The organism is Mycobacterium sp. NGS68, assembly GCF_059812195.1.
Genome location: NZ_JCALCE010000002.1, coordinates 154155 through 181140, shown reverse-complemented (window position 1 = coordinate 181140; position 26986 = coordinate 154155). Strand labels below are relative to the sequence as shown.

Below are 26986 nucleotides of genomic sequence, written 5' to 3'. Positions count from 1 at the left end.
AGGATCGGATGACCGCTTTGGGAATTGGCCCTGATGCCCGTCGCCGGTTGTCGGCGCCGCGGATAGCCGAAATCGTAGCCGACGAGCTGCGGCGTCAGATCATCGACGGCGAACTCGCCGACGGCGACCTGCTGCCCCGCCAGGAGGTGCTCGTCGAGCAGTTCAACGTCAGCCTGGTCTCGCTGCGGGAAGCCCTGCGAATCCTCGAGACCGAGGGGCTGGTCTCGGTCCGGCGGGGCAACCGCGGCGGTGCCGTCGTGCACGCGCCCGCCAAGACCAGCGCCGCCTACATGCTCGGCCTGCTGCTGCAAAGCGAGTCGGTGGCCGTCGCCGACCTGGGCATGGCACTACAGGAACTCGAGCCGGCATGCGCCGCGCTGGCCGCCCAGCGTCCGGACCGTGCCGACACGTTGGTGCCTGAGCTCAAGCAGGTCAACGACTCCATGGCGGAGAACCTCGAAGACGGCCGCCTGTTCACCGAAATCGGCCGCCAATTCCACGATCTCATCGTCCGCGGCTGCGGCAACCACACCATCATCGCGGTCGTCGGCAGCCTGGAGACGCTGTGGACCAGCCACGAACAGCAATGGGCCGACGAGAGTTCGGCGCGTGGCACCTACCCGTCGCTGGCGAATCGGCGCGCGGTGCTCAACACGCACGTCAAACTGGCCGAGACCATCGCGGAAGGCAACGTCGACCGCGCCCGCCGGATCGCGGGCCGTCACCTCGCGGACACGCAGACCTATGTGCTGTCCGGCCGAGCCGACCAGCGCATCTATGCGCTGTCGCCGCAGGCGTTGTCGCGCCCGCGGGACGTCCGGCGCCCATAACAGGCCTTGCCAGAAAAAGCCTTGACGCGATGCGAACGGCACTGGTCACCGGCGGCAGCGGTGGGATCGGAAAAGCGTGCGGCCGCAAGCTCTGTGAGCTCGGCTACGACGTAGTGCTCGCGGCGCGGCGGGAGGGCCCGCTGCGCGAGGCGGCCGAAGAACTGGGCGCGCGCCACGTCGTGGCCGACGCGTCGGATCCGGACGGCTTCGCCGACGCGATAAGCGGTGTGGAGACAATCGATCTCGTCGTGCATGCCGCCGGCGTGCTGGGCGGCACCTACGCCCGCAAGCAGACCTTCGAACAGTGGCGCACGATCATGGCGGCCAATCTGGATTCCTGCTTCGTGGTGACCTCTGCGGTGCTGCCGCGGATGCGCCCGGGTTCGCGGCTGGTGTTCATCTCGTCCTCCGCGGCCCACGAGCCGATGATGGCGCGGACCGCCTACTCGGCAACCAAGGCCGGCATGAACGCGTTCGCCCGGGCGCTGGCCCTCGAGGTGGACCGCGACGGGATCGCCGTCCACATCGTGACGCCCGGGCCGGTGGAAACCGAGATGCTGCAGGACGTTCCCTTCGAGATGCATGCGATCCGGGTCGCCGACGTCGCCGAGGCCGTTGCCTGGCTGGACACCGTCGACCCGTCGGTCGATCTGCCGGAGATCCGGCTCAGCGCCGTGCCGCGCGGCCCGTATGCCCGCCCGCCGATCGTGCCTAACGAGGCGCGTCGACGTTTGGATCAGCGAAATTCCTTGATCACCGATTCACCGAACTCGGCAAGCGAGTCCGGGGCGGCGAAGTCGGCGAACCACACGTAGAAACGCTCCACCCGCTGCGCGGTCAGCCCCTTGAAGTGGGCGATCAACTCGTCGGCGGCGCCGCAGACCAGTCCCGGGCCCAGGTGACCGAACCGTCGGGTGCTCACCTCGCGCACGGCATCCGGGTCAGTGCCGGAGCGGGCGAAGCCCACCATCTGCTGGATCGAGATGCGGGCCGACCCCACCGCCGGTCCCAGCCGCGGCAGCCGGTCGAGGTGGTTCGCCTGCAGGTTCCACCAATCCGCATGTCTGCGAACGAGTTCCATCATCCGGCGGCCACTGCCGCCCAGCACCAGCGGTATCCGGTGAGTGGGCCGGGGATGCTGCGCGGGTCCCGCCGTCGGCTCCCCGGCTCCCCAGTACTGCGTGATCAGGGCCAGGTGGCGTTCCAATTGCTCGACTCGTGCCACCGGATCCTGTTGACCGACATCGAATCTGGCGAACTCGGCGGGCCAGGAGCCAGCGCCGAGGCCGAGCTCGAATCGGCCTCCTGACGCTTCGGACAGTGTAACGGCCTGCTTGGCCAGCACGGCCGGATGCCGGAAAGCATCGCAGAGCACCAGGTGGCCGATCTTCAGCCGCTCCGTCTTGGCCGCCACCCACGTCGCAATTCCCATTGCCTCCCAGATGTTTTCGTCGGGTTGTCCGGGCGGCTCCAGGTGGTCGATGAATGCCACCCCGTCGAAGCCGCCGGCTTCCGCCGAGCGCGCCCGCACCACGAAGTCGGCCACCGACAACCGCACCTGCGGCACGAACAGATACCACTCGACCATGTGCCCGCCTACGTCCCGTGAGCTCGCCCGTGCAATTGCGCGCGAGTCGCTAGTTTACTATTTTTATTATGTTAGGGGTCTTATGGATGTCGGACTGACTGCCGAGCAGCTGGCGCTGCGCGACACTGTGCGCGACATCCTGCGCACAGAGTGTCCGCCCAGCGTCGCCCGCCAAGCGCTGACCGACCCCGAACGTTGGCGCGGGCTGTGGAAGACGATCGTCGATCTCGGCTGGACGGAACTGGCAGCGTCGGATGCGGCCGGCGATTTCGGACCCGTCGACGTGGCCGTCGTGCTCGAGGAATCCGGCGCCGCCATCGCCCCTGTCCCGCTCCTGAGCAGTGTCGGCCTGGCCGCCGGCGTCCTGCGCGACTGCGGGCCGGCCTTCGACGACGTGGTCGCCGAACTGGCGGGCGGCGCCGTCGCAACCCTGGCCGTCCACGCCCCGGGGCAACGACTCCCCGGCGTCCCCATGACGCTGCGGCAGGGCCGCCTGACCGGATGCGCGGTCGCGGTTCCCGACCTGCCGCGCGCCGAGCTGCTGGTCACGCTGGCCAACTCCGACGACGGCCCGGTGGCCGCGGTCGCCCGCTGCGGCGAGGGCGCCCGCGGCGTGTCCGTCCGGCCGGGTGAGTCCACCGACCCCGCGCAACCGCTGGCCGACGTCGAGCTGGACACCGAGCCAGTCGCGGTGGCGGCCGTCTCGGACGTCGGATCCGTGCTGGCGGCACCGCTGGCCGCGGCCGCCGCCGACCTGGTCGGCGTGGCCAGTGCCGCGCTGCACCGCTCCGTCGAGCACGCGAAGACGCGCCATCAATTCGGCAAGCCGATCGGCAGCTTCCAGGGGATCAAGCACGCGCTGGCGGACAACTACGTCGCCGTCGAGCGCGCCCGCAGCCTCACGTACGCGGCGGCCGCCCGCCTGGCCGGCACGGAGCCCGCCTGGAGCTCCGCCGCGCTGGCCAAGGCGGCGGCCGGTGAAGCCGCCACCGCTTGCGCCCGCACCGCGGTGCAGGTGCACGGCGCGCTCGGACAGACCTGGGAACACGACATCCACCTCTACGTGCGCCGCGCCTGGCAGTCGGCCGCGCTGCTGGGCGACAGCCGCGCGCTCTATGCCGCGGTGGGCCGCCGCTTCGCCGGAGGCGCCGCATGAGCGCGGTTGTCGACGAGTTCGGCACCTGGCTGACCGGGTTTCTGCCGAAGGACTACTACGAGCGGTATCCGCAGTACCGCTGGGACATGCCGCTGCGACGCGAGTACCAGCGGGCCGCGTTCGAGGCCGGCTGGCTGCAGCCCACCTGGCCGCGCGAGCACGGCGGCCGGTCGCTGGGACTGCGCGACGCGATGGAGATCCGGATCGAGGCCGCGCTGCGGTCCACCCCCAAACTGCCCAACATTCAGGGCCCGGGCGTCGCCGCGCCCGGCATCCGGCAGTTCGGCACGCCCGACCAGATCGACCGCCTGCTGGTCCCCCTGCTGCGCGGCGACGAATGGTGGGCGCTGGGCATGTCCGAGCCGGAGGCCGGGTCCGATTTCGCCGGGCTGCGCACCCGCGCCGAGCGCGACGGCACGGTCTTTCGGATCAACGGCCACAAGATCTGGACCACCCAGGCCCACCAGTCGCGCTGGTGCACCCTGTACGCCCGCACCGATCCGGACGCGCCGAAGCATCGCGGGATCTCGTGTCTGATCCTTGACCTGCACTCGCCCGGGGTGCGGATCGAACCGATCCGGATGTCGTCCGTTTCCGACGAGACGTTCTGCGAGGTCTTCCTCGACGACGTCGAGGTGCCCGTCGAGAATCTGCTGGGTCCGGCCAACGGCGGCTGGGGGGTCGCGCTGGCGTCGTTGCACCATGAGCGCCAGATGATCTGGATCATGAACTGGGTCGAGATTCAGCGCGGGCTCGATTCGGTCCGCAAGGCCGGCGCCGACGTCGACATCCACACCGAACTGGGCACGCTGCTCGCCGACGCCGAGGCGCTGCGGGCGACAGGATACCGGTCTCTGGCCAACGAACTCGCCGGCCGGCCCAGCCCGGAAGCCGACATCATGAAGCTGCTCGGATCGGTGACCCTGCAACGGGTTTGGGAGCTGAGCTCGGTCGCGCACGGACCACGGTCCGCCGTCGACCCGGACCTGCTGTTCGAACGCCAGGATGCGCTGGCCGCGACCATCTACGGCGGCACATCCGAAGTCCAACGCAACATCATCGCCGAGCGGCTGCTCGGGCTGCCGAAGGGGTGACGACGATGGATTACGACCTCGGCGACGACGCCGCCGAACTGCGAAAGCATCTGCGCGAACTGATTTCTGAGAATATCCCCGCCGACTTCCTCGGCGCCTGCACCGACGATCCGGATGACCTGGCCACCACCGAGTCATTCTGCAAGCTGCTGGCCGCGGAGGGATTGCTGGCGCTGGCGTGGCCGAAAGAACATGGCGGCGGCGGTGGTTCGGTCTGGCAGCAGACGGTGCTGCGCGAGGAGATGTGGGCCAACTACGAGCCGCGGGGCCCGCAGTACATGGGCATCAACTGGGTGGGCCCGGCAATCATGCGGTACGGCACCGCCGAGCAGAAGGCCAAGCACTTGTCGGGTATCGCGTCCGGCGAAGTGATCTGGTGCCAGGGGTTCTCGGAACCGGAAGCGGGAACCGACCTCGCTTCGCTGCGCACCCGCGCCGTCCCGGACGGCACGGGCTGGCGCATCACGGGCCAGAAGGTGTGGACGTCGTATGCGCGGATGGCGTCGTGGTGCGTGCTGGCCGCCTGCACGCACCCGGACGCGCCGAAGTCCAAGCGCCTCAGCCTATTTCTGATCCCGATGGACCGCCCGGGTTTCACCGTGCGGGGCATCCCGTCGATGCTGGGGCCCCACCACCTCAACGAGGTGTTCCTGGACGACCTGCAGGCGTTCCCCGGCGACGTGCTGGGTGAGCCCGGCGACGGCTGGCGGGTGATGCGCGAAGCGCTGGCCTTCGAAAGGGTCGGCATCGCGCGCTACGCACGGTGTGAGTCGTTGCTGGACCGGATGCAGGCCCTGCTCGGCGACGATTGGGATCGGCTGCCGGAATCCGTTCGCGCCCGGTGGGTTCGGGCGCTCGTCGACCTGCGGGTCGCCCGGCTCATGGCCTATCGGGCCGTGTCCCTGCAGGACGATCCGGCGGCGGGGGCGGCCGCCAGCGCCGCCCGCATCGCGACCACCACCTGCGATCAGCAGGTGGCCGAGTTGCTGTTCGACGTCCTGGGCCCCACCGCACTGGACAGCGGCGCCTCGGCGGCGCTGCACGGGGCGATCGACGACCACTGGCGCTACGCCCAGGCGGCCACCGTGGCGTCGGGCACCATCGAAGTGCAGCGCATGATGGTGGCCCGCGACGTATTAGGAGAGCACCGGTGAAAACCGAACTGCCCCAAGATATAGCCGACTTCGCCGCCGTCGCCGCCAAGCGCCTGGAGCGAGTGGGTGGCCCGCAGGCCGCCCTTGCCGGCGAGACCGATGACAGCGTCCGGGACGCGGCACGCAAGGCGCTGGACGACCTCGGCGCCTTCGAGCTCGACGTCCGATCCGACGCCGACGACCGGCTCGCCGCGGCGGTGCTGTGCCGGGCCGCCGGCGCGACGGCGCTGCCCTACCCGCTCGTCGAGGAGCTGCTCGCCATCGACGGCGCCAGACTGACCCTGATCAATCCGGAGGCGCCGCGCATCGACCACGGCGACTTGTCCGGCGACTGGATCGCCGCCGACCTCGACGGCAACCGGTATCTCCCGCGGGCGGGTGCGCGCACCGGCGCCAAGCTGGGGCCGTTCCTGGTGGCGGCCACCCTCAGTGGGCCCGACGGCGCCGTGCCGGTCTCCGACGTTAACCTTCATCTCGTGCTGGGATCGTGGCGGATGCTGGGGGCGGTGCAGCGGTCGCTGGACATCGTGACCGAACATGTGCAGGCGCGGGTCCAGTTCGGCAAGCCGCTGGCGGACTTCCAGGCCGTGCGGTTCGCCGTCGCGGACGCTTCCGTCGCGGTGCGCGGGCTGTACGAACTCGCCAAATACACCCTGAGCCGCCCGGAATCGACTGCGCAGCAGATTCGTTCTGCCGACGCCCTCGTGCTGCGGCTCAAGGCCGCCGACACCGCACGGCAGGTGCTGCGCACCTCGCACCAGTTGCTGGGCGCGCTGGGTTTCTGCGACGAGTCCGACATCAGCGTGCTCGACCGGCACACCCAACCGCTGATCCGGCTGCCGCTGAGCGCTGAGGCGCTGAGCCTGCGCCTGATCCCCGACGTCCGCGACGGCTCCCTGGAGACGCTGTTCAGCCGGCCGGTACCGGCGTGAGTACCGAGCCCGTCGCGGCTTCGGTGACGCCCGACCCGTTGGCGGACGGCATCCCGTTCGGGACCAGGCTGACCGAGCTCGCCGCGCAGCGGCGCCACGACAACGCCGTCACGGTCGTCGCGCTCGACGGCAGCGCGCACACGATCACCTTCGGCGAACTCGACGCCCGCGCCAACCAGTGGGGGCGGGCGCTGGCCGCACGCGGTGCCGGAACGGGTTCCCTTGTGGCCCTGCCGATTCAGAATTCGATGCACCTGGTGCTGGCCACGCTGGGCTCGTGGAAGATCGGCGCCGTCCCGATCCCCATGCACTGGGACCTGCCCGAGTGGGAGCGCAACCGGGTGCTTTCGGTGATCGAACCGGCCGTCGTCGTCGACGAACGGCACCGCTGGACGATCGCCGAGCGCGCCGTCGGCGAATCCGAAAGCCCCCTGCCCGAAGCCGTCTCCCCCAACGCCAACGGAATCTGCAGCAGCGGCTCGACCGGCGTGCCCAAGGTGATCCTGAGCCTGGCGCCGTCGCTGTGGACCCCGCAGCACGGCGAGCCCTTCCTGACGAACTGGACGCCGGTGGCCAAGCCGCAGACCATCCTGGTGCCCGCGCCGATGTATCACACCAACGGCTTTGCCACCTTCCTGATGCTGCTGAGCGGCGATCATCTGGTGATCCTGGAAAAGTTCGACGCGCCGCTGTTCGTGGACACCGTCGAGAAGTACCGGATCACGAACTTCACGGCGACGCCGACGATGCTGTCGCGCATCGCGGCGCTGCCCGACATCCGGCAGCGCGACCTGTCCAGCGTCGCCTTCATCCTGCAGGGCGCCGCCGTGATGCCACCGACGCTGCTGCACACCTGGTTCGAGCTGCTCAGCCCGGAGCAGATCGTCACCGCCTACGGCATGACGGAGAATCTCGGGCTCACCGCGTTGCGCGGCGACGAGTGGCTGACCCATCCGGGCAGCGTCGGCCGCGGCTTCCGGGACACCGAGATCCGGATCCTGGACGCCGACAAGAACCCGCTGGGCCCGGGCGAGCACGGCGACGTCTACCTGCGCGCGCCGATGAGCGCCGGATACCGCTATCTGGGTGGAGCGCCGCCGCTGCCGTCCACCGAGGACGGGTTCCGCTCCGCCGGCGACATCGGCCACCTCGACTCGGACGGCTACCTCTACATCGTCGACCGGCGGGCCGACATGATCATCAGCGGCGGAGCCAATGTCTTTCCGGCGGAGGTCGAGTCGGCGCTGGCGGGCCACCCCGGCATCGCCGACGTCGTCGTGATCGGCCTCTCCGACGAGCGGTGGGGACGCCGGGTGCATGCCGTTGTGCAGCCCGCCGAGGGCGCCCGGGTGACCGAACAGCACGTGATCGAGTACGCCAAGAGCCGACTGGCGCCCTACAAGGCCCCCAAGTCCGTCGAGTTCGTCGACGCGATTCCCCGTACCGCGGCGACCAAGGTGAACCGCTCGGCGATGATCGCCGCCCGCGGGGGATAGCGCCGCCACTGTCGACTCTGCGCCCAGCGCGCAACCCACTCGTACTTCTCCGCAGTAGACGCAGACTCAACGCGTTAAGCCTGCCGCGGACATGCCCGCAGCGCTCGTCGGAGCACCATTCTCGCCCAGGCGCGGTAACCTCATTCTCGTAGCCAGCGAGCGGACGGGAGAAACACTCATGACCGAGCCCGGCGACGAAGTCGAAGTAACCCGCGGCGACCGCTTCATCAAGACCGCCGTCGCGATCCTGGGCGAAACCGGGCGCACCGACTTCACCGTGCAGGAGGTCGTCGCCAGATCGAAGACCTCGCTGCGCGCCTTCTACCAGCATTTCAGCAGTAAGGACGAGTTGCTGTTGGCACTGTTCGACCGGACCATCGCGCAGACGGTGCAGGTCTGGCGCCAGGAGACCACCGGCCTGGACAGCACCGCCGCGCTGAAGTTGGTGATCGACCGCGTCACCCAGCAACCGGAATCCAGCACCCAGGACAGCCTCAACCGGGCGCTGAGCCTCTACAACCAGCACTTGGCCGAGACCCGCCCCCGCGACTACGCGCGCGTGCTCTCCCCCTTGCATCAGCTGATCCGCGACGTCGTCGGACTGGGCATTACCGAGGGTGTGTTCAATCCGGGCCTGGACGTCGGGGCTTCGGCGGCGATCGTCATGCAGACGATCATGGGCGCCCAGCGACTGCACTGGCTGGGCAGCGAATTGAACGGCACGCCGATCGACTCCGGCCAGCTGTACGACTTCTGCAGCAACGCGCTGGGCATCCGGGACACCGAAGACGAGGCGCCCTCGCCGTCGCTGGCCGAGCTGTTCGCGCAGATCGGCATGCGCCCGAGCACCCACGACGGCGAGTTCGCCATGACCATGCCGGTCAGCCCGCAGGTGACCAACACCTCCGGCGCGCTGCAGGGCGGCTTGATCGCCACCCTCGTCGACGTGGCGGGCGGCCAGTTCGGGCTGGACCATCTGCGGCCGGGCACCACCATGACGACCGCCGACCTCTTCATCCGTTATCTGCGGCCCATCCGCCAGGGCTTGGCGCGCGCCGTGCCCAGGGTGCTGCGCGCCGGCCGGCGCGCGATGGTGATGCAGGTCGACATCTACGGTGACAGCAGCGACGAACTCGCCGCCACGGCGACCGTGAACTTCGCCGTCGTCGACGGCCCCACCCCCACCGGGGGCCTGCGTTAGATCCCCGGATACACGGGTTGCGCGAAGGTGGTAACGTCATTACCACATCCCGAGAACCAAGACTTTTCAAGGAGATCGCCATGCCCTCTCGCGAGCTTTCCTTCCCCGTGTTCGACGCCGACAACCACATGTACGAACCGCAGGAAGCGCTGACCAAGTTCCTTCCGGAGAACCGCAAGCGAGTCATCGACTACGTGCAAGTCCGCGGCCGCACCAAGATCGTGGTGCGCGGCCACATCAGCGAGTACATCCCCAACCCGACCTTCGAGGTGGTCGCCCGGCCCGGCGCCCAGGAGGACTACTTCCGCAACGGCGCGCAGGGCAAGTCCTACCGCGAGATCCTGGGTGAGCCGATGAAGGCCATCCCCGCGTTCCGTGAGCCGGGCGCGCGGCTCGAGGTCATGGACGAACTCGGCATCGACTACGCGCTGATGTTCCCGACGCTGGCCAGCCTGGTCGAAGAGCGGATGAAGGACGACCCGGAGATGACCCACGACGTCATCCACGCGCTCAACGAGTGGATGCATGAGCAGTGGTCGTTCAACTACCAGGACCGCATCTTCGCCACCCCAGTCATCACGCTGCCGATCGTCGACCGCGCGCTGGAAGAGCTGGAATGGTGCTTGGAACGCGGCGCCCGCACCGTGCTGGTCCGGCCGGCGCCAGTGCCCGGCTTCAAGGGCAGCCGGTCGTTCGGACTCGAGGAGTTCGACCCGTTCTGGCAGGCCTGCATCGAGGCCGAGATCCCCGTCTCGATGCACGCTTCGGACAGCGGCTACTCCGAATTCGCCAATGTCTGGGAGCCCGGCGACGAGTTCCTGCCGTTCAAGCCGACCCCCTTCCGCAGCTTCGCCATGGGCCATCGCCCGATCCTGGACGCGATGGGAGCGCTGGTCTGCCACGGCGCTCTGTCCCGCAACCCCGAGCTGCGGATACTGTCCATCGAAAACGGCGCCGATTGGGTCCCGGACCTGTTCAAGGGCCTGAAGGGCGTCTACAAGAAGATGCCGCAGTCGTTCAGCGAGGACCCGATCGAGGCGTTCAAGAGGTGCGTCTACATCACCCCGTTCTGGGAGGACCGATTCACCGAGATCGTCAACATGGTGGGCACCGACCGAGTGCTGTTCGGGTCCGACTGGCCGCACCCCGAAGGCCTGAAGGACCCGATCTCCTTCGTTGACGAGCTGTCCGACTTCGAGGAAGAGGACATCGCGAAGATCATGGGCGGCAACCTGATGAAGCTGATGAAGGTCTCCGAGCCTGTCTCCGAGCCGGCCCCCGAACCGGAATCCGAGCCCGAATCCGAGCCTGCCCCGGCCTGACGCTCAGCATCCTGGTAGCGCTTACCTCTAGACTCCGCACGGCAGCTCTTGCTATACAAGAGCACCATGAACCTGGCCGCAGGAGAGGGCTCCCAACCAGGTCCGATCCAGGTGATGTTGAGCTCACGGCTGATCTTCGAACTGGGCGATCCGCACAGCACACTGCGGGCAACCACGCAGCGAACCGGGTCAGTGGTGATAATCCGCGCGGGCGGCGAGATCGACGCCGCAAACGAGCACGCCTGGCTGCAGCTGGTCAGCGAAGCCGCCGCCGTCGCCACCCCGCCTGGCCCATTCGTGGTGGACGTCGACGACGTCGATTTCATGGGCTGCTGCGCGTTCGAGGTGCTCGCCGACGAGGCGCAGCGCTGCCAGTGCCGCGGTGTGCCGCTGCGCCTGGTCAGCAGCAATCCGGGCGTTGCCCGAATCATCGAAGCCTGCGGGTTTGATGACGTGCTCTCCGTCCACGCCAGTACCGACTCCGCACTGTCCGCCGCGGTGGCCTGACCCCGCCACCAACCGGCGGCAAGACACGTCGTCACCGCCGAAAAATTGGTGCGCCAATCACAGCAACCCCGTTGATAATCTGAATACGGCTGGTGGCAGATTGCCATCGTGCCCATACTTGCGCTCTCGGCAGGCCCGACTGAGGCGCTCGTAGGAAGGACAGATGGCGGCCGAAAAGGACTGGGACAAGACGGTCGGTACGGCCGAGGCTGTACGCCGCGTCTTTGAAAGCGTCCCCGCAATGGTGGTTGGGCTGGAAGGTCCTGACCACTGTTTCATCGCGGCCAACGCGCAGTACCGCGCGCTCAGCCCGAAGTTCAACCCGGTCGGGTTGCCGGCGCGCGAGGTCTATCCCGAGCTGGAGAGCCAACAGATATTCGACATGTTCGACCGCGTGTACCTCACCGGTGAGCCGCAGACGGGAACCGAATGGCGGCTGCAGGTCGACTTTTACGGCACGGGCTATGAGGAGCGTTTCTTCGACTTCGTCGTCACGCCACGTCGCAGCGAGGACGGGTCCATCGAAGGTGTCCAGCTCGTCTTCGACGACGTGACCAAGCGTGTGCAGGAACGGCTTGCCGCCGAATCACGGATGCAGGAGCTGTCGGAGCGCTACCGCAACGTCCGCGACTCAGCGACGATCATGCAGCAGGCGCTGCTCGCCCCCTCGGTGCCCGTCGTTCCCGGCGCCGACATCGCCGCCGAGTACCTGGTCGCCGCCGAAGACACCGCGGCCGGTGGGGACTGGTTCGACGCGATACCCCTAGGGGACCGCCTGGTGCTGGTCGTCGGCGACGTCGTCGGTCACGGCGTCGAGGCCGCGGCGGTGATGTCGCAGCTGCGCACCGCAGTGCGGATGCAGATCTCCGCGGGGCACAACATCGTCGAAACCCTCGGTGCGGTGGACCGCTTCCACGAGGAGGTGCCGGGGTCGAAGTCGGCCACCGTGTGCATCGGCACCGTCGACTTCACCACCGGTGAATTCCAGTACTGCACCGCCGGACATCCGCCGCCGTTGATCGTGACCGCCGAAGGCGCGTCGCGCTACGTCGAACCGTCCGGCGCGGGTCCGCTCGGCAGCGGAGTCGGGTTTGCGCTGCGCACCGAGATGCTGAACATCGGCGACTCGGTCCTGCTGTACACCGACGGGCTGATCGAACGTCCGGGCCGGCCGCTGCAGGCCAGCACCGCGGAATTCGCCGAACTGGCCGCCCATATCGCCGGCGGCGACAGGGGTTTCGTCATCGACGCCGCGGGCCGGCCCATCGATCGCCTCTGCTCCGAGACACTGGAGTTGCTGCTCCGGTCGACCGGCTACAGCGACGACGTCACAATGCTTGCGGCACAACGGCGTACGCCGACGGCGCCGCTACACCTGACGCTTGATGCGACGATCCACACCGCGCGCACGGTGCGGGCCCGGCTGCGGGAATGGCTGGCGGAGATCGGCGCTGATTCCTCCGACATCTCCGACGTCGTGCACGCGGTCTCCGAGTTCGTGGAGAACGCCGTCGAACACGGCTACGCCACCGAGGTTCCCGACGGCGTCGTGGTCGAGGCGACGCTGGGCGGCGACGGCAACCTGCGCGTCTCGGTCGTGGACCGCGGCGAATGGAAGGACCACCGCGTCGGCGAGCAGGGCCGCGGACGCGGACTCGCGATGGCCGAAGCCCTGGTGACGCACGCGCACGTCGCGCACGGTGACGAGGGCACCACCGCGACGGTCACGCATCGACTGTCACGACCGGCGAACTTCGTCACCGACCCGATGGTCAGCCGGGCGACCTACCAGCGGGCCATCAACAGCGAGTTCGCCTCGATGGTCGGCTCGGGCGAACTGGCCGGGCACATCGTCGTCAGCGGTGACGTCGACTCGACCACCGCCTCCACCCTGGACCGACAAATCGCCGTCGAAAGCCGTTCCGGCGTAGCGCCATTGACGATCGACCTGACCGGCGTCACCCACCTCGGTTCGGCGGGTGTCAGCGCCCTGGCCGCCGCCCGCGACCGGGCCCGCCGCCAAGGCGGCGACTGCGTACTGGTCGCGCCGCCGGGCAGCACCGCGCACCACGTCCTGACGCTGGTGCAGATACCGGTAGTCAGCGGCGAATCCGGCAGCGTCTTCGCCGAGGAGTAGTGCCGATCGCCAGCGCGGCGCAGCGGGTCTCCACCGTCAGCAGTAGCCCGGTTCAGCGCAGCCGGCCGTGCCGCACCTGATTGAACGGCACCCCGCGGTCGGCGACGTATTCCCGCGGGAAGTTCAGTACCCGCTCCCCGATCACGTTGCGCGCCATCTCCGTAGTGCCGCCGCCGATGGCGACCGACTGCCGCGACAGGTAGCGGAATCCGGTCTGCAGGCCCTCGCCCACTTCGCCGACGACGCCGGCCGCGCCCGCGACCGACAGCGCGGCATCCGTCTCGAGCATGACGGCCTCGGCGTGGAACAGCCTGATCAGCGTGCCGCCGGCCGGGGGCAGTGAGCCGTCCCGGACGCTGTGGTAGACGTGCTCGATCAGCTGCTCCGCGACCGCGCGGCGCACCAGCGCGCGGCCGGCGATGTCCTGTGCGCGCTCGCTGTCAGCCTGGCCGGTCCTGGCCAGTAGGTCCACATAGTCCACCGGCACCGTGTGGCCGCCCTCGCTGCCGGAGCCGCTGGCGAACTCCGAGCCCTGCCCGACGGCACGGCGTTCGTGATACAGCTGCCGCGAGGCCACCGCCCAGCCGTTGTCGACCTCACCGACCACGGCGTCGTCGCCGACGTCCACCCCGTCGAGGAACTCCTCGCAGAACTCGGCGCCCCCGTTCACCTGGGTGATGCGCCGCAACGTGATTCCCGGATGGTTGATCGGCACCAGGAACATCGTCAGGCCGTCGTGTTTGGGCACGTCCCAGTTGGTGCGGGCCAGGCATAGCCCGTAGTCGGCGGCGAAGGCGCTCGTGCTCCACGTCTTGGCGCCGTTGATCATCCAGCGGTCGCCCTGTCGTTCGGCGCGGGTGATGACGCCCGCCAGATCCGATCCGCCGCTGGGCTCCGACAGCAGCTGCACCAGGATCTCGTCCCCCCGCAGGGCGGCCGCGATGCGTTGCTTCTTCTGTTCCTCGCTGCCCATGTCGAGCAGCGTGGCGCAGCAGATCGTGAACGTCGGAACGTTGAGGATCAACGGCATTTCATAACACAGCGATTCCTCGTCGAACGCCCGCTGATACGCATAGTCCAGCCCCAGACCGCCGTACTCGCGCGGGAAGCAGATACCCGCGAAACCGCCTTCGTATAGCCGCTTTTGCAGTTCCCTGGCGCGCTGCCAGCTGCGTTCGTCGTCGCGGGGAGCGGCCGGCGGCGCCTTCGGGTCGATGCGGGGCATGTTGTCCGCCAACCACGCTCGCGCCCGAGCTGCGAAATCGGCAACGGTTTCGACGGCCGGCTGAGCGGTCACAGCGCCGCCTTCTGCGCGGCGTGCCAGGCGTACACCCTACGGTTGTGCTCCTCCGGCGTGCCGAACATGGCGCGGTACAACGTAACCCGCCTCAGGTACAGGTGCAGGTCGTGCTCCCACGTGACTCCGATGCCACCGTGCATCTGCACACAACCCTGGACGATCTGGCCGGCCATCTCGCCGACATACGACTTGGCGATGCTGGCCGAAAGGCCCGCGGTGGACGAGCGCGCGGCGACATCGGCCACCGCCGCGGCCGTGGTCGCGCGGCACGCCTCCAACCACATCTTCATGTCGGCGAACCCGTGTTTGAGCGCCTGGTACGACGCCAGCGGACGGCCGAATGTGTACCGGTCGTTGGCCCATTGGACAGTGAAGTCGAACACCGTCTGCACGATGCCCACCACTTCGGCGCACTGCAGCACCTGTGCGACCTGGCTCTGCCGCTCGATCGACGCGGCGGCCTGGGCCGCCCCGCCCGCCTGGCCGACAGCCGCGGACGCCTCGACGAAGACCCCGTCGAAGTCCACTCGCGCGTATTGCTTGACCAGGTCGATCGACTGCTGCGGGGTGATCCGGACGCCGGGCGCATCCGTCGGGACCAGGAATTGGCGCACCTCGTCGCCACAGCGCGCAACCACCAACAGCACGGCGCTCTGAGCGGCGGCCTCGACGCGGTCCTTGGTGCCCTGGATGCGGTAGCCGGAATCGGTCGGCGTGGCCGTCACCGACGGCTCCTGCGGCGCCCACCCCCGCCCGGGTTCGGACACCGCCCACGACGCAACCTGTTCGCCGGCCATCAGCGATTCGATGGTGCCGGCGTGCGACTCGGCATACTCGGCGAGGCCCGCAAGCACGGTGCTCACCGGGTACAGCGGCCCGGGTGCGACCGTCTTACCGAGTTGTTCGGCGACCATGGCCAGGTCGGCGAGTCCGCTGCCGGACACGCTGCCGCCGCCGAGTTCCTCCGGGACGAGCAGGCCCGTCCACCCGAGTTCAGCCGCCCGCTGCCACCAGCCAGGGTCGAAGGACACACCCGCGGCGTGCAGATCCCGAACGTACCGAAGCGGCGCTTCTTTCTGCAGAAATGCCTGGGTGGTCGAGCTAAAGAGTATCTTTTCGGGTGAGTCGACTGCGGTCATGAGGCAGACACGCGGTGGGGAAAGTATGGGTGGAGGATCATCCGCCTGATCGGTCCTGGTCGGAGTGCGCTGGCGACTCTGATGGTAGCAATGAGCAATACAGTAAGAGATACCGGAGTCCAGTCGATAATGACGTTGACGCCTTGTGAGCACCATGGCTAGGGCGAACAAGCCGGCCGCTGATGCAGCCACCGTGTCATCCAAGTCACCGGCCGACGCGTTGGCGCTGGCCGAGGAGGCCGAGGCCGAAGCCGCCGAAGCCGAGGCATTGGCAGCGGCCGCACGAGCGCGCGCCCGGGCCGCCCGGCTGCGCCGCCTGGCGCTGGCGTCGGCTGCAGACGGCACTGAACCCGCAGAGGCCACCGACACCACCGAGGTCATCGATCTGGACCAGACCGTCGAAGCACCGATACCTGCCACCGAGGTCGACCCGGCCGAGGCGGCCGCCGGGACGACGACCGTCGAGGTTCAGCTACCCGCCGACGAGACCGACGACGAGGGCGACGACGCCGACGCGGCAACCGAATCGGCCGCGCAGCGCATGGGCCTGCGGAGCCGGTTGCGACGGCCGTCACTGTCGACGATCGCCGGCGCCGCGGCGATCCTGCTCATCCTCGGCTTCACCGGCGTAAGCGGATTCTTCGCGTGGAAACACCACGAGAGCACCCAGCGGGCAAACCGCGTTGCGGCTTTCGAAGCCGGCGCCAGACAGGGCGTCATCAACATGACCTCGCTCGACTTCAACAGGGCCAAGCAGGACGTCCAGCGCGTGATCGACAGCTCCACAGGCGAGTTCAGGGACAGCTTCCAGCAGCGCGCCACGGATTTCGCGAAGGTGGTGGAGAACTCCAAGGTAGTCACCGAGGGCACCGTCAACGCGGCGGCCGTGGAATCCGTCGACGGCCGTTCCGCTCTGGTGCTGGTCTCGGCGACGTCCCGGATCACCAATTCCGCAGGCGCCAAAGATGAACCGCGGGCGTGGCGGCTGCGGGTGACCGTGACCGAAGACGGCGGCCAGTACAAGATGTCGAAAGTCGAGTTCGTACCGTGACGGATAAAGAGAACGCGGACAAAGACAAAGTCGAGTCCCGGAGCGCGAAACCCAAGCGGCGGTTGAAGGTCAACCGCGAGGTGAAGCTCGTCCCGGTGGTCCTGGTGCTGCTCACGCTGCTCTCCGGCGCGGTGGCGACGTGGATGTACGTCAAGTGGTATCGGCCGGATCAGCAGACCACCCCCACCGCGGCGCAGTCCGTGATTCGCGCAGCCTCCGACGGAACGGTCGCTTTGCTGTCCTACTCACCCGAGTCGCTCGACAAGGATTTCGCCAACGCCAAGTCGCATCTGAGCGGCGACTTTCTCTCGTACTACGACCAATTCACCCAGCAGATCGTGGCTCCCGCGGCCAAGCAGAAGTCGCTGAAGACCACCGCGCACGTGATGCGCGCCGCGGTGTCGGAACTCCGTCCCGATTCGGCGGTCGTCCTGGTCTACGTCGACCAGAACACCACGAGCAAGGACAGCCCCGACCCCGCGATGGCGGCCAGCAGCGTATTGGTGAGCATGACCCGGGTCAACGGCACCTGGCTGATCACCAAATTCAGCCCGGTATAAGGCTATACGGCGAACGCGCGGCGCAGGCTCTGCGCGTGCAAGGCCCGGTTCTCTTGGGAGACGGCCCAATCCGGCACCGCCGAGTCGAAGCCGTTGAATGTGGCCGCCACGACGTGTAATTCCGTGTGCACGAATGCGTGTAGCAGTCTGTTCGCGTAGTCGATGGCCTCGTCGCGGCACGGATCGATCTCCGAGCAGCTGATGAAGGTGGGCGGCAGCCCCTCCAGGTTGGCCCGGTGCGCGGGGACAAGGTGACCGGTCGCCGTGGCATGGCCGAGGAAATGGCCCCACGCCCGGCTCACCGCCGGACCGTTGAGGCCTGGGGTGCGCTGGAATTCGCGCCGCGACGGCGTCGCGTCGGAATCGAGCATCGGCTGGTGCAGGATCTGCATCCGGATCTGCGGGCCTTCGTTGTCGAACATGCGCTGCGCCAGACACGCCACCAGCGCGGCACCCGCGTCGCGCCCCATCACCGCGACCCGCTCGGCATCCACGTTCAGTTCCGCGCCGTTCGCGACCACGTGACGCAGGGCGGCCTCGACGTCGTCCAGGGCGGCCGGACACGGATGTTCGGGCGCCAGCCGGTAGTCGACCGACACGAGCACACACCCCGCCTCCCGGGCCAGCTCCACGCACGCCGCGTGGTCGGTGTCCAGATTCCCGGTCACGAACCCGCCGCCGTGGGCGTACAGCGCCACCGGCGCCAGAGATTGCGTGCCGCGATACAGGCGCAGACCGAGCTCGCGGCCGTCCGGACCGGCGATGGAATGCGATTCGACACTCACCCCAGCCGTCTCGACCGCGGCGGCCCGCTCGGCGGCCAACCGGTTGGCCCGCTCTCGCTCGGCGGCCAGGGTCTCGGCGCGGAATTCGACGATGCCCAACGCGGCGGCGGCGTCCCGCACGGCCGGGTCGAGGCGGTTAAGGCCCTGCGGCCGTGCGACATTCGTTTGTGTCATGCCCTCTCATTCCGCCTCACCGATCCGCCTTGAACACCCGAAGGCCCTTTTCAAGGTAGACCTGTGAGTTTACGGAGCGGAAGACGGGCTGGCCGGGCCCTCGCCGGGCAGGGCCTTGACCGTTGACGGAAGCCTGTACAGCGCGGTCGCGTTGCCGCGCATGATCCGCTCGCGCTGTTCGGCCGGGAACCGGTTGATCGCATACGTCGGGGCGTCGTAGCTCCAGTGCGGATAGTCCGTCGAGAACATGAGGTTGTCGCCCAGATCCATCATTTCCAGGTACTCGCGAAACTGAACGGTGTCGGCGTCTTCGAGCGGCTGCGTGGTGAACCGCACGTGTTCGCGCACGTACTCCGACGGCCGGCGGCGGACGTGCGGCAGGTCGCCGCGGCGGGCCTCCCAGATCCGGTCCATCCGCGACATCACCGGCATCGCCCAGGTGAAGCCGCCCTCGATGAACACCACCCGCAGGTCGGGATGCCGGTCGAAGGCACCGTCGAACACCAGGCTCATCAGGTGCGACACGTACAGCAGCGGCCACGAGGCGAAGAAGTCGTGCCAGTGCGCCGGGTTGCCGACCGGATAGAGCGGGATCAACTCGAACGGCGTCTGCCCCATCAGGTGGGTGGCCACCGGCAACCCGTTGCGCGCCGCGGCCGCATAGAGCGGGTCGAAATGTGGATTCCCGAAGGGGATTCCACGAGTCTGCGGCGTCATCAGCACCTGGGACATGTACGGGTGTCCGGCCCACCGCTCGACCTCGCGGGCGGCCTGCTCGGGGGTCTGCGCGCTGACGCTGATCGATCCGCGCCAGCGGCCGTGCGCGTTGTGCCGGTCCAGCCACACGTCGGCGAGCCAGTCGTTGTAGGTCGACTTCAGCACGTGTTCGGCCTGCGGCAGCTGCGCGTCGCACATCGGCTCCAGCGACGCGATGCTGACCCCGGCGTCGACCAGCAGTTGCTGGGCAGCGAAATCGGGGTCCGAGCCGGCCACGCCGCCACCGGGCGGGGCGGCGTCCAGCCGCAGCGACATCGTCTTGTACGAGTCCGGGGTGTCGTAGAAGTGCGACACCGGGGACACCGCGTTGCCCCTCGGCCAGATCTTGTCCACCCATTCGGCGGACGCGTAGGACTTGAGCACGTCGGCGGAAACGGGCAGCGGGTGCACGTCGGTGTCGACGATCGTCACCGCGATCTCCCGCTGGCCCGCCTGCGCATCCCGCCGTTCGATCGTGGTCACGACACACTCTCCCTCAGCCCATAGAACTCGGCCGCGTTGCGCCACAGCACCTTCTCACGCTGCGCGTCGTCGAGGCCGGCAGCCATGGCCTGCGGCGACGACGTGGACCAGTGCGGGTAGCTCGACCCGTACATAACCAGGCCGGCCTTATCCGAGAAGTCCATCCAGCGACTCGCCTGCGCGGAATCGACCGGGCCGTCGAACGCCGACGAACAGAACCGGACGTGTGCCGCCAGGTATTCGCTGGGGTAGCGGTCCACCCACGGCGTCTGGTCCCGCATGGACAGCCAGAACGTATCCAGCCGCCACATCAGCGGGGTCAGGATGTCGTAGCCGCCGTCGGCGAAGACGAACCTCAGGCCTGGGTGCCTGCCGAACATCCCCTCGACGATCAGCGTGGCCAGGTGGACGAAGTAGTTCAGCGGCATGAACGCCGCATAGCCCGGGTAGGTGGGCGCGTGCCCGGCGAACGTCGGCGCATGGTCCACGCCGTTGCCGCCGTTGATGTGCACCGCGACCGGCAATCCGTGGGCGGCGGCGGCTTCCCAGATCGGTTCGAACATGGGTTTGCCGTACGGCTCGCGCGACTGCATCGGCACGCCGACCTGCACCAGCTTCGGGTGGGCGGCCAGTCGCTCGATCTCCTCGACCGCGCCCCTGGGATCCTCCGGGTTGACCCGAATCGTCCCCCGAAACCGGTCGTCCGCGTCTGGCTCCAGCCACCGGTCGAGCAGCCAGTCGTTGACCGCGGCGCAGATTCTGCTGTTGAGCAGGTAGTCGGCGATGTTGCCGCGCGTCAACGGATTCAGGATCGCGTAACTCGCGCCACCCTCGTCGAAAAGATGCCGCCCGACGGTCTGCGGATCCGACCCCGGATAGTGGTCACCGTAGAGGTCTTCAAGGTAGTCACCCCCGGGTGCCTGGTACCACTGCTGCTCGACGTCAGGGATGGACCGGAGCCGGTGCGCCGCAGGCAGATAGCGCCGGATCTCGGCGTTGTAGCGAAAGTGCGGCTGCACGTTGGTGTCTATGTAGGCACCGATTGTCGGTTCGCTCATGCGGTCAGATACACCTCCCCGTCGGTGACGTCGACCTGGTAGGTGCGCACGCGCCGCCGCGGGTCGGCGACGTTGAGACCCGTCGTCACGTCGAATTCCCAGTTATGCCAAGGGCATCGCACGATCTGTCCGTCCCGCACCCGGCGCAGCCCGCCGGGTTCGTCGGGCGCCGATTCGGTGGTGCCGCCGATCAGGCCGAGGCACAGCGGGGCGCCTTCGTGCGAGCAATAATTCACGATCGCGTAGAGCGAACCGCGCACGTTGTACACGCCCACACCGAACTTGCCGACGTCGACCAGTTTCATCCGCCCCGGCGGCAGTTCGTCGAGCGTGCACACGTATCGGCGTTGTAGCACCGGGGAATCACCGCCTTCGCGCCTACCGGCCGGTTTCCACAGTAGATACTGTGCTCGTTACGGTAACCACCACAAGCCATTGGGCTTCGTTGCTATTTATATTATGATAGCGACATTCCGCTTACCGGCCCGCGTGCACGGGCTAACTCGGTTGCTCAGGGAGGAGCGCTGATGACGCTCAGCACTGACCAGGACGGCGCGCCCGTCGCCCTCGACTTCACCGGCGAAACCAGCCCGTACCCGTTCTTCGAACACATGCGGCACACCGATCCGGTCTGGCATGGCGGCCTTTCGGACCAGGAGCAGATGCCCGACGAGCTTCGGCCGAGCGACGAATGGACCCTGTTCGGCTACGACGACGTCTTTCACGCGTTCCGTGACGATCGGACCTTCACCTCGGCCAAGTACGACGAGACCATCGGGCTGGTCATGGGCCACACCATCCTGGCGATGGGCGGCAGAGAACACCACGACCACCGCAATCTGGTAGCCAAGGCGTTTCGGGCCACCGCCCTGGAGCGCTGGGAACCGTCGGTCATCGGGCCGGTGTGTGACCGGCTGATCGACGAGATCAAGCACGACGGCGAGGCGGATCTGGTCAAGGCCGTGACGTTCGAGTTCCCGACCCGCATCATCTCGTCGCTGCTGGGGCTTCCGCCCGAGGACCTGGACATGTTCCGGCGGCTGTCGCTGGACCTCATCTCCATCCCGACCGACATCATGGCGGGCCTGACGGCGGCCGCGGAGTTGCACGGCTACTTCCTCAACCAGGTCGAGCAGCGCCGCCGCAAGCTCACCGACGACATCATCGGCGACCTGGTGGCCGCCGAGATCGACGGCGAGAAGCTGACCGACGAGGCCATCATCGCGTTCCTGCGTCTGCTGCTGCCGGCCGGACTGGAGACCACCTACCGCTCGTCGGGCAACCTGCTGCACTCACTGCTGACGCACCCCGAGCAACTCGCGATGGTCTACCAGGACCGCTCGTTGATACCGATGGCGATCGAAGAAGGTCTGCGGTTCGAAACCCCACTGACCATGGTCATGCGGACCACCACCGAGGAAATCGAATTCGGCGGCAAGACAATCCCGGCCGATGCGCAGATCGACATGTGCATGGGCTCGGCCAACCGCGACGATCGCCGCTGGACCGATCCCAATACGTTCGATATCCGCCGCCCGCGACAAGCCCACATCGCGTTCGCCGGCGGCATCCACATGTGCCTTGGCATGCACCTGGCCCGGCTGGAAACCCGCGTGATGCTCAACAGCCTGTTCGACCGCGTCAAGGATCTGACCTTCGTCGCCGACGACGGCACCGGGGTGGACTCCAAGATCGTCGGGCTGGTATTCCGCTCGCCCAACAAGCTTCCCGTCACGTTCAGTCCCGTGAACAGTCGAGCATGAAGAGCCGGGCGGCCATCCTGCACGACATCGGCGGCCCGTGGTCGGTCGAGGATTTCGAGCTCGACCCGCCCAAGGCGGGCGAGGCGCTGGTGGAAATGGCGGCCGCCGGGCTGTGCCACTCCGACGATCACATCCTCAAGGGCGACATGTCGGCGCCCAACGAGGTGATGCGGGCCATGGGGCTGCCGACCATGTTCCCGATGATCGGCGGCCACGAGGGATCGGGCATCGTGCGCGAGGTCGGTCCGGGCGTCATCGATTTCGCTCCCGGCGACCACGTGGTGATGTCGTTCGTCGCCGTCTGCGGCCAGTGCCGTTGGTGTGCCACCGGCATGGAGTACCTGTGCGACAAGGGCATGGGCACCATGATCCCGGGGATGCCCACCGACGGAACGTTCCGTCATCACACCGCGACCGGCCACCCCCTCGGGCACCTGGCGAAGGTCGGCGCGTTCGCCAACCACACTGTGGTGTCGGTGAATTCGTTGATCCGGATCGAACGGGACCTGCCGCTGGTGCCAAGCGCCCTGCTGTCCTGCGCGATCCCGACCGGATACGGTTCGGCCGCGAACCGGGCCGGCGTGCGCGGTGGCGACACCGTCGTCGTCATCGGAGCCGGCGGCATCGGGACGGGAGCGATCCAGGGCGCCCGGATCAACGGCGCCGCGCAGATCATCGCCGTCGACCCGGTGGAGTTCAAGCAGAAATCGGCGCGGCAATTCGGCGCCACGCACAGCGCGGCGACCATCGACGAGGCGCTCGACCTGGTGCGTGCCCTGACCTACGGCGTCATGGCCGACTCCGTGGTGGTGTCGCCGTCGCTGATCACCGCCGACGACGTCCGCGATGCGCTGCAGCTGACCCGCAAGGGCGGGACCTGTGTGCTGACCGGCATGACCTCGCAGCTGACCCGCTCGGTCAACATCGACCTGCAGGACTTCATCCTGCTGAACAAGACGCTGGCGGGCACCATCTTCGGCTCGTGCAACGGCAAGGCGGACATCACGCGGCTGGCGCGGCTTTATCAGACCGGACAGTTGCAGCTCGACGAGATGATCACCCGGCGCTATCGCCTCGACGCCATCAACCAGGCCTACGCCGACCTGCTCAACGGCGAAATCGTCCGGGGCATAATCGATTACGGGATCATCTAGCCCTCTTTGGCCTTTTGCTTCTGTTCGTGCAACTCGCGCAGCTTCTTGAGCCGCATCAGCTTCTCCACCTGCCCGTAGGCATCGATCGGGCTGTGCAAGGATAGCCCACCGTCGGCATGCAGCACCTGCCCTGTCACCCAGGACATTTCGAGGACACCGACGATGGCCTCGGCGACGTCTCCGGGCTCCCCCAGGCGACGCAGCGCCGTCCGCTTGGACATGCCCTCGACCCAGGCCGGCCACTTTTCGGCGTCGGGCAGCATCGGGGTACGGGTGACGCCGGGCCCGACGGCGTTGACACGGATGCCGTGGATGCCCCACTCGACGGCCGCGACCTTCACCAGCATGTCCAGCCCGGCCTTCGATACGCAGTAGGCGCCCATGTCCCGATCCGCGACGGTGCCGCTGATGCTCGATACCACCACGATCGCGCCCGGTAGTTCGGCGTCGATCATGGCCTGCGCGGCCGCGCGGATCGTGAACCAGGTGCCGGTGAGGTTGACCGACAACACCCGCTCCCACTCTGCCGGCGACACGGCCAACAGCAGTCCCGAGGAGCCGATCCCGGCGCTCGTCACGACGCGTGTCGGCACACCATGCTCGCGGATGGTCTGCTCCATCGCCGCGGCCACGGCATCGGAATCGCTGATGTCGCACTCGATGTCGCCGCCCGACAGGTCCCACGTGACGACGTCATGGCCGGCCTCGCGCAGCCGCGCCGCCGTATCCCGGCCGATCCCGGATCCGCCCCCGGTCACCAAGGCAATCGATGCGCTCATCGGGCCGCTCCTATCAGTTCGACGAGTACGCCGTCAGGCGCGTTGACCACGGCCATCGCGACCGTCTTGCCGCCGGGGGCCGGCACACTGATCCGGCGGACGCCGTCGGCGAAACCCAGTGCGGCCAAATCGGAAAGGGTGGTTTCGACCTCCCGCTGCAGCGACAGCAGGAAGAAGCCGTGCCGGGGCCGGCCGAACGCGGGCAGCGCCTCGTCGGCGCCCGTCAACTCCACCAGTTCGACGATCCCGGTGTCCGGTGTTTGCGGATCGCCCAGGAAGACCGACCGCAGCCGATCGCTTGTCGCGCCGAACAGTTCGGGCCAGTCGCCGGTGAAGTGATGATCGAAGAGCTCGGTGAAGCCCAGACCGTCGCGCCAAAACCGCAGGGAGCGCTCGACATCGGATGTGCAGATCGCGGAATGGTGGACACCCAGCATGGTCAGGTCGCGATCCTGGCCAGCGTGCTCTCCCACAGTTCGCCGGCGAGCCGGGAATTCTTGGCCAGGCGGTTGGCCCGCGCGATCTTGTGCCGCGAATAGTATTCGCCGGGCGTCCAATCCGTACCGGGCGTGCTCGAGGCGAGCCAGATGAGCTGCTCGGCACCCTCGTCCGAGCTGGCCGTGAACCGCTCCGTCGGGGTGTACTTCTGCATGAACGCCATCGCCCGCGACCCCGACGCCGGGCCGAAGTTGGAGTTCACGTAACCGGGGTGCACCGTTGCGGTCGAGACCCCGCAGCCATGGTATCGCCGGTGTAATTCCTTGGTGAACAAGACGATCGCAAGCTTGGACAGGGCGTAGGCCGTACTGGGCCGGCGCCGCGCCGTGTTCTCCAGATCGGCGACGGTGGCCCGCAAGACCATGAGATGCGACGAGCTGGTGGTGTTGACTACGGTGGCTCGGGACTCGACGAGCAGGTCCATCAGCTGGGTGGTCAGCAGGAACGGCGACAGGTAGTTGACCTGGTAGGTCTGCTCGTAGCCGTCGGGTGTCAGGTGGATCTTGGTGCCCATGGCCCCGGCGTTGTTGAGCAGCACGTCGATGCGTGGGTACTGCGAGCCGAGTTTCTGCGCCAGGGCCCGCACCTGCGACAGGTCGGCGAAATCGACCACGAAGTGGTCGGCGTCCAGCTCCGCGGCGACCGCGGCGGTCTTGGTCTGCGACCGGCCTATCACGACGACGTTGTCGCCGCTCTGACGTAACCGGCGCGCCGCCGCGGCCCCGATGCCGTCGCTGGCGCCGGTGATGACAATCGTCCTTGACGTCATATCCCTTGGTTACCTCCACCGGGAGTCTAACGACCCCGGGCCCCGCCGATTCACTCAACCGAGTAGCGCACCGGCAGGTGTTTGAGGCCGCCGACGAAGGTGGTCGCCACGAATTGCGGATCACCTTTCAGTTCAATCGATTTCAGCCTCGGTAAGAGCTCGGAAAAGAAGCTGTTGACCTCCATGCGGGCGAGCGCGGCACCCATGCAGAAGTGCACGCCGTAGCCGAAGGCCACATGCTTGTTGGGGTCGCGCCCGACGTCGAACCGAAACGGGTCGTCGAAGGCGTCCTCGTCGCGGTTGGCCGACACGTAGGACAGCAGGACGGATTCGTCCTTCGCGATGGGTACGCCGCGCACCACGGTGTCTTCCGCGGCGGTGCGCATGAACTGCTTCACGGGGGTCACCCAGCGGATCATCTCCTCGGTGGCCCGCGGCATCAGGCCCGGGTCGTCGCGCAGGCGCGTCAGCTGGTCCGGGTTCTCGACGAGCGCGTGCAGCCCACCGGAGATGGTGGCGCTGGTGGTGTCGTGTCCGGCCGTCGCCACGATCAGGTAATAGGACACGGTGTCGATGTCGGACAGCGGCTCGCCGTCGATGCGGGCGTTGGCGATCGCCGACGCGAGGTCCTCGGTCGGATGCTCCCGCCGCGACGCGGTCACCGCGTTGAAGTACTGGAACATCTCGAGCAACGCGGTCAGCTGCTCTCCCGTCGTGGTGCCGCGCTTGAATTCACTGTCGTCGCTGCCGAACAACTCCTGGGTCAGCTTGAGCATCAGCGGAAAATCCTCTTCCGGCAGGCCCAGCAGCGACAGGATGACATAGAGCGGGAAGTTGACCGCGACCTGCTGTACGAAGTCGCATTCGGGGCCCACCTCGACCATCTTGTCGACGTAGATCTTGGCCAGCTCGTCGACGCGGGCCTTCATCGCGCGCATCGCCTTGGGGCGGAACCAATCCGAGCCGATCGCGCGCACCACTCTGTGTTGCGGGTCGTCCAGGTGGATGAGGGTGCGCACCCCCATCTCCGCCGCCTGTTTGTCGCCTTCGGCGGTCGTCAGGACGGGGCGCGGCCAGTTCGTGAACAGCAGGTTGTTGCGTTCGATGTCCATCACGTCGGCGTACTTGGTGATCGCCCAGAACGGCCGGTAATTCGGCACGTCGACCCACGACACCGGTGCGCTGGCCCGCAGGTGCGTCAGCGTCGCGTGCAACCGCGGCTCGTCGGCATACGTCATCGGATCTGCCAACAGCCGGGCGGCTTCGTCTACCGTCGGCGCGCTCACGGCCGTTGTGCTTT

General features: G+C 67.8%; 25 protein-coding genes and 2 pseudogenes. 16 read left to right on the top strand and 11 right to left on the bottom strand.

The window, feature by feature from the left end; genetic code table 11:
* The first annotated feature begins 8 nt into the window (after nucleotides 1–8).
* Together AC5Y5V_RS03795 and AC5Y5V_RS03790 are read left to right on the top strand one after the other, a co-directional pair.
* Nucleotides 9–830: a FadR/GntR family transcriptional regulator gene (locus tag AC5Y5V_RS03795; RefSeq protein WP_499931270.1), complete on the top strand. Its 822-nt coding sequence runs from the start codon at nucleotides 9–11 to the stop codon at nucleotides 828–830.
* Nucleotides 831–859: 29 nt separating this feature from the next.
* Nucleotides 860–1561: pseudogene (locus tag AC5Y5V_RS03790) on the top strand (SDR family oxidoreductase); the annotation flags it as partial.
* Nucleotides 1562–1566: 5 nt separating this feature from the next.
* Here AC5Y5V_RS03790 and AC5Y5V_RS03785 read toward each other — a convergent pair.
* Nucleotides 1567–2418, bottom strand: a complete 852-nt coding sequence (locus tag AC5Y5V_RS03785) for an LLM class flavin-dependent oxidoreductase (protein WP_499931269.1) — start codon at nucleotides 2416–2418, stop codon at nucleotides 1567–1569.
* A gap of 82 nt (nucleotides 2419–2500) precedes the next feature.
* On the opposite strand from AC5Y5V_RS03785, the gene AC5Y5V_RS03780 reads away from it, so the two are divergent.
* The 10 genes and pseudogenes from AC5Y5V_RS03780 (at nucleotide 2501) to AC5Y5V_RS03735 (ending at nucleotide 13417) form a co-directional block, all read left to right on the top strand.
* Nucleotides 2501–3574, top strand: coding sequence for an acyl-CoA dehydrogenase family protein (locus AC5Y5V_RS03780; RefSeq protein ID WP_499931268.1), 1074 nt, complete (start codon nucleotides 2501–2503; stop codon nucleotides 3572–3574).
* Nucleotides 3571–4194: pseudogene (locus tag AC5Y5V_RS03775) on the top strand (acyl-CoA dehydrogenase family protein); the annotation flags it as partial. The gene AC5Y5V_RS03780 and the pseudogene AC5Y5V_RS03775, both read left to right, overlap by 4 nt.
* Nucleotides 4195–4209: 15 nt before the next feature.
* A complete protein-coding gene (locus AC5Y5V_RS03770) occupies nucleotides 4210–4668 on the top strand; it encodes an acyl-CoA dehydrogenase family protein (RefSeq protein ID WP_499931523.1) in 459 nt (152 codons plus the stop codon).
* Nucleotides 4669–4673: 5 nt separating this feature from the next.
* Complete coding sequence (locus AC5Y5V_RS03765; RefSeq protein WP_499931267.1) at nucleotides 4674–5822, top strand: acyl-CoA dehydrogenase family protein; 1149 nt, start codon at nucleotides 4674–4676, stop codon at nucleotides 5820–5822.
* Complete coding sequence (locus AC5Y5V_RS03760; protein ID WP_499931266.1) at nucleotides 5819–6754, top strand: acyl-CoA dehydrogenase family protein; 936 nt, start codon at nucleotides 5819–5821, stop codon at nucleotides 6752–6754. Before AC5Y5V_RS03765 ends, AC5Y5V_RS03760 begins: the two co-directional genes overlap by 4 nt.
* Complete coding sequence (locus AC5Y5V_RS03755) at nucleotides 6751–8250, top strand: class I adenylate-forming enzyme family protein (protein WP_499931265.1); 1500 nt, start codon at nucleotides 6751–6753, stop codon at nucleotides 8248–8250. The genes AC5Y5V_RS03760 and AC5Y5V_RS03755 overlap by 4 nt, the downstream gene beginning before the upstream one ends.
* A 178-nt stretch (nucleotides 8251–8428) precedes the next feature.
* Nucleotides 8429–9451 (top strand): hotdog fold thioesterase, encoded by a 1023-nt coding sequence (locus AC5Y5V_RS03750; RefSeq protein WP_499931264.1) that lies wholly within the window; start codon nucleotides 8429–8431, stop codon nucleotides 9449–9451.
* 80 nt (nucleotides 9452–9531) lie between these two features.
* Nucleotides 9532–10773 carry an amidohydrolase family protein gene (locus tag AC5Y5V_RS03745; RefSeq protein WP_499931263.1) on the top strand — a complete coding sequence of 414 codons (1242 nt, stop codon included), beginning with the start codon at nucleotides 9532–9534 and terminating at the stop codon, nucleotides 10771–10773.
* A 66-nt stretch (nucleotides 10774–10839) separates the two neighbouring features.
* Nucleotides 10840–11280: an anti-sigma factor antagonist gene (locus AC5Y5V_RS03740; RefSeq protein ID WP_499931262.1), complete on the top strand. Its 441-nt coding sequence runs from the start codon at nucleotides 10840–10842 to the stop codon at nucleotides 11278–11280.
* A gap of 163 nt (nucleotides 11281–11443) precedes the next feature.
* On the top strand, nucleotides 11444–13417 hold the full coding sequence (locus AC5Y5V_RS03735) for a SpoIIE family protein phosphatase (RefSeq protein WP_499931261.1): 1974 nt from the start codon (nucleotides 11444–11446) through the stop codon (nucleotides 13415–13417).
* A gap of 52 nt (nucleotides 13418–13469) precedes the next feature.
* Here AC5Y5V_RS03735 and AC5Y5V_RS03730 read toward each other — a convergent pair whose 3' ends face one another.
* Nucleotides 13470–14642: an acyl-CoA dehydrogenase family protein gene (locus AC5Y5V_RS03730; protein WP_499931521.1), complete on the bottom strand. Its 1173-nt coding sequence runs from the start codon at nucleotides 14640–14642 to the stop codon at nucleotides 13470–13472.
* Between the two features lie 68 nt (nucleotides 14643–14710).
* Complete coding sequence (locus AC5Y5V_RS03725) at nucleotides 14711–15856, bottom strand: acyl-CoA dehydrogenase family protein (RefSeq protein ID WP_499931260.1); 1146 nt, start codon at nucleotides 15854–15856, stop codon at nucleotides 14711–14713.
* 154 nt (nucleotides 15857–16010) lie between these two features.
* On the opposite strand from AC5Y5V_RS03725, the gene AC5Y5V_RS03720 reads away from it, so the two are divergent.
* Complete coding sequence (locus AC5Y5V_RS03720; protein ID WP_499931259.1) at nucleotides 16011–16907, top strand: Rv1363c family protein; 897 nt, start codon at nucleotides 16011–16013, stop codon at nucleotides 16905–16907.
* On the top strand, nucleotides 16904–17467 hold the full coding sequence (locus AC5Y5V_RS03715) for a hypothetical protein (RefSeq protein ID WP_499931258.1): 564 nt from the start codon (nucleotides 16904–16906) through the stop codon (nucleotides 17465–17467). The genes AC5Y5V_RS03720 and AC5Y5V_RS03715 overlap by 4 nt, the downstream gene beginning before the upstream one ends.
* A 2-nt stretch (nucleotides 17468–17469) precedes the next feature.
* Here AC5Y5V_RS03715 and AC5Y5V_RS03710 read toward each other — a convergent pair whose 3' ends face one another.
* The 4 genes from AC5Y5V_RS03710 to AC5Y5V_RS03695 all read right to left on the bottom strand — a co-directional run bounded on the left by AC5Y5V_RS03710 (nucleotide 17470) and on the right by AC5Y5V_RS03695 (nucleotide 21079).
* Nucleotides 17470–18426, bottom strand: a complete 957-nt coding sequence (locus AC5Y5V_RS03710) for an alpha/beta hydrolase (protein ID WP_499931257.1) — start codon at nucleotides 18424–18426, stop codon at nucleotides 17470–17472.
* A 69-nt stretch (nucleotides 18427–18495) separates the two neighbouring features.
* The gene (locus AC5Y5V_RS03705) at nucleotides 18496–19665 is read right to left on the bottom strand and encodes an amidohydrolase family protein (protein WP_499931256.1); all 1170 of its coding nucleotides are present in this window, start codon (nucleotides 19663–19665) and stop codon (nucleotides 18496–18498) included.
* Nucleotides 19662–20723 (bottom strand): amidohydrolase family protein, encoded by a 1062-nt coding sequence (locus AC5Y5V_RS03700; protein ID WP_499931255.1) that lies wholly within the window; start codon nucleotides 20721–20723, stop codon nucleotides 19662–19664. Before AC5Y5V_RS03700 ends, AC5Y5V_RS03705 begins: the two co-directional genes overlap by 4 nt.
* Nucleotides 20720–21079, bottom strand: a complete 360-nt coding sequence (locus tag AC5Y5V_RS03695) for a Rieske (2Fe-2S) protein (RefSeq protein ID WP_499931254.1) — start codon at nucleotides 21077–21079, stop codon at nucleotides 20720–20722. Before AC5Y5V_RS03695 ends, AC5Y5V_RS03700 begins: the two co-directional genes overlap by 4 nt.
* Before the next feature lie 171 nt (nucleotides 21080–21250).
* On the opposite strand from AC5Y5V_RS03695, the gene AC5Y5V_RS03690 reads away from it, so the two are divergent.
* Together AC5Y5V_RS03690 and AC5Y5V_RS03685 are read left to right on the top strand one after the other, a co-directional pair.
* The gene (locus tag AC5Y5V_RS03690; RefSeq protein ID WP_499931253.1) at nucleotides 21251–22486 is read left to right on the top strand and encodes a cytochrome P450; all 1236 of its coding nucleotides are present in this window, start codon (nucleotides 21251–21253) and stop codon (nucleotides 22484–22486) included.
* Nucleotides 22483–23640, top strand: coding sequence for a Zn-dependent alcohol dehydrogenase (locus tag AC5Y5V_RS03685; protein ID WP_499931252.1), 1158 nt, complete (start codon nucleotides 22483–22485; stop codon nucleotides 23638–23640). The genes AC5Y5V_RS03690 and AC5Y5V_RS03685 overlap by 4 nt, the downstream gene beginning before the upstream one ends.
* On the opposite strand, the gene AC5Y5V_RS03680 is transcribed toward AC5Y5V_RS03685, so the two are convergent.
* From AC5Y5V_RS03680 to AC5Y5V_RS03665, 4 genes are read right to left on the bottom strand one after another with little or no spacing between them, the layout of a single operon-like run.
* A complete protein-coding gene (locus AC5Y5V_RS03680) occupies nucleotides 23637–24419 on the bottom strand; it encodes an SDR family NAD(P)-dependent oxidoreductase (RefSeq protein ID WP_499931251.1) in 783 nt (260 codons plus the stop codon). The genes AC5Y5V_RS03685 and AC5Y5V_RS03680 overlap by 4 nt on opposite strands.
* Nucleotides 24416–24892, bottom strand: coding sequence for a VOC family protein (locus AC5Y5V_RS03675; protein WP_499931250.1), 477 nt, complete (start codon nucleotides 24890–24892; stop codon nucleotides 24416–24418). Before AC5Y5V_RS03675 ends, AC5Y5V_RS03680 begins: the two co-directional genes overlap by 4 nt.
* Nucleotides 24859–25686 carry an SDR family NAD(P)-dependent oxidoreductase gene (locus tag AC5Y5V_RS03670; protein WP_499931249.1) on the bottom strand — a complete coding sequence of 276 codons (828 nt, stop codon included), beginning with the start codon at nucleotides 25684–25686 and terminating at the stop codon, nucleotides 24859–24861. The genes AC5Y5V_RS03675 and AC5Y5V_RS03670 overlap by 34 nt, the downstream gene beginning before the upstream one ends.
* 50 nt (nucleotides 25687–25736) lie before the next feature.
* Entirely contained in the window at nucleotides 25737–26972 is a 1236-nt protein-coding gene (locus AC5Y5V_RS03665) for a cytochrome P450 (protein WP_499931248.1), read from the bottom strand.
* Nucleotides 26973–26986: the final 14 nt, after the last annotated feature.

What these genes read in the sequence shown, in the direction of transcription:
- AC5Y5V_RS03765 (WP_499931267.1), top strand. Translation starts at nt 4,674, where the DNA reads ATGGATTACGACCTCGGCGACGACGCCGCCGAACTGCGAAAGCATCTG.
- AC5Y5V_RS03685 (WP_499931252.1), top strand. Translation starts at nt 22,483, where the DNA reads ATGAAGAGCCGGGCGGCCATCCTGCACGACATCGGCGGCCCGTGGTCG.
- AC5Y5V_RS03725 (WP_499931260.1), bottom strand. Translation starts at nt 15,856, where the DNA reads ATGACCGCAGTCGACTCACCCGAAAAGATACTCTTTAGCTCGACCACC.
- AC5Y5V_RS03700 (WP_499931255.1), bottom strand. Translation starts at nt 20,723, where the DNA reads ATGAGCGAACCGACAATCGGTGCCTACATAGACACCAACGTGCAGCCG.
- AC5Y5V_RS03795 (WP_499931270.1), top strand. Translation starts at nt 9, where the DNA reads ATGACCGCTTTGGGAATTGGCCCTGATGCCCGTCGCCGGTTGTCGGCG.
- AC5Y5V_RS03690 (WP_499931253.1), top strand. Translation starts at nt 21,251, where the DNA reads ATGACGCTCAGCACTGACCAGGACGGCGCGCCCGTCGCCCTCGACTTC.
- AC5Y5V_RS03785 (WP_499931269.1), bottom strand. Translation starts at nt 2,418, where the DNA reads ATGGTCGAGTGGTATCTGTTCGTGCCGCAGGTGCGGTTGTCGGTGGCC.
- AC5Y5V_RS03730 (WP_499931521.1), bottom strand. Translation starts at nt 14,642, where the DNA reads ATGCCCCGCATCGACCCGAAGGCGCCGCCGGCCGCTCCCCGCGACGAC.
- AC5Y5V_RS03720 (WP_499931259.1), top strand. Translation starts at nt 16,011, where the DNA reads ATGGCTAGGGCGAACAAGCCGGCCGCTGATGCAGCCACCGTGTCATCC.
- AC5Y5V_RS03680 (WP_499931251.1), bottom strand. Translation starts at nt 24,419, where the DNA reads ATGAGCGCATCGATTGCCTTGGTGACCGGGGGCGGATCCGGGATCGGC.
- AC5Y5V_RS03670 (WP_499931249.1), bottom strand. Translation starts at nt 25,686, where the DNA reads ATGACGTCAAGGACGATTGTCATCACCGGCGCCAGCGACGGCATCGGG.
- AC5Y5V_RS03735 (WP_499931261.1), top strand. Translation starts at nt 11,444, where the DNA reads ATGGCGGCCGAAAAGGACTGGGACAAGACGGTCGGTACGGCCGAGGCT.
- AC5Y5V_RS03740 (WP_499931262.1), top strand. Translation starts at nt 10,840, where the DNA reads ATGAACCTGGCCGCAGGAGAGGGCTCCCAACCAGGTCCGATCCAGGTG.
- AC5Y5V_RS03780 (WP_499931268.1), top strand. Translation starts at nt 2,501, where the DNA reads ATGGATGTCGGACTGACTGCCGAGCAGCTGGCGCTGCGCGACACTGTG.
- AC5Y5V_RS03745 (WP_499931263.1), top strand. Translation starts at nt 9,532, where the DNA reads ATGCCCTCTCGCGAGCTTTCCTTCCCCGTGTTCGACGCCGACAACCAC.
- AC5Y5V_RS03710 (WP_499931257.1), bottom strand. Translation starts at nt 18,426, where the DNA reads ATGACACAAACGAATGTCGCACGGCCGCAGGGCCTTAACCGCCTCGAC.
- AC5Y5V_RS03750 (WP_499931264.1), top strand. Translation starts at nt 8,429, where the DNA reads ATGACCGAGCCCGGCGACGAAGTCGAAGTAACCCGCGGCGACCGCTTC.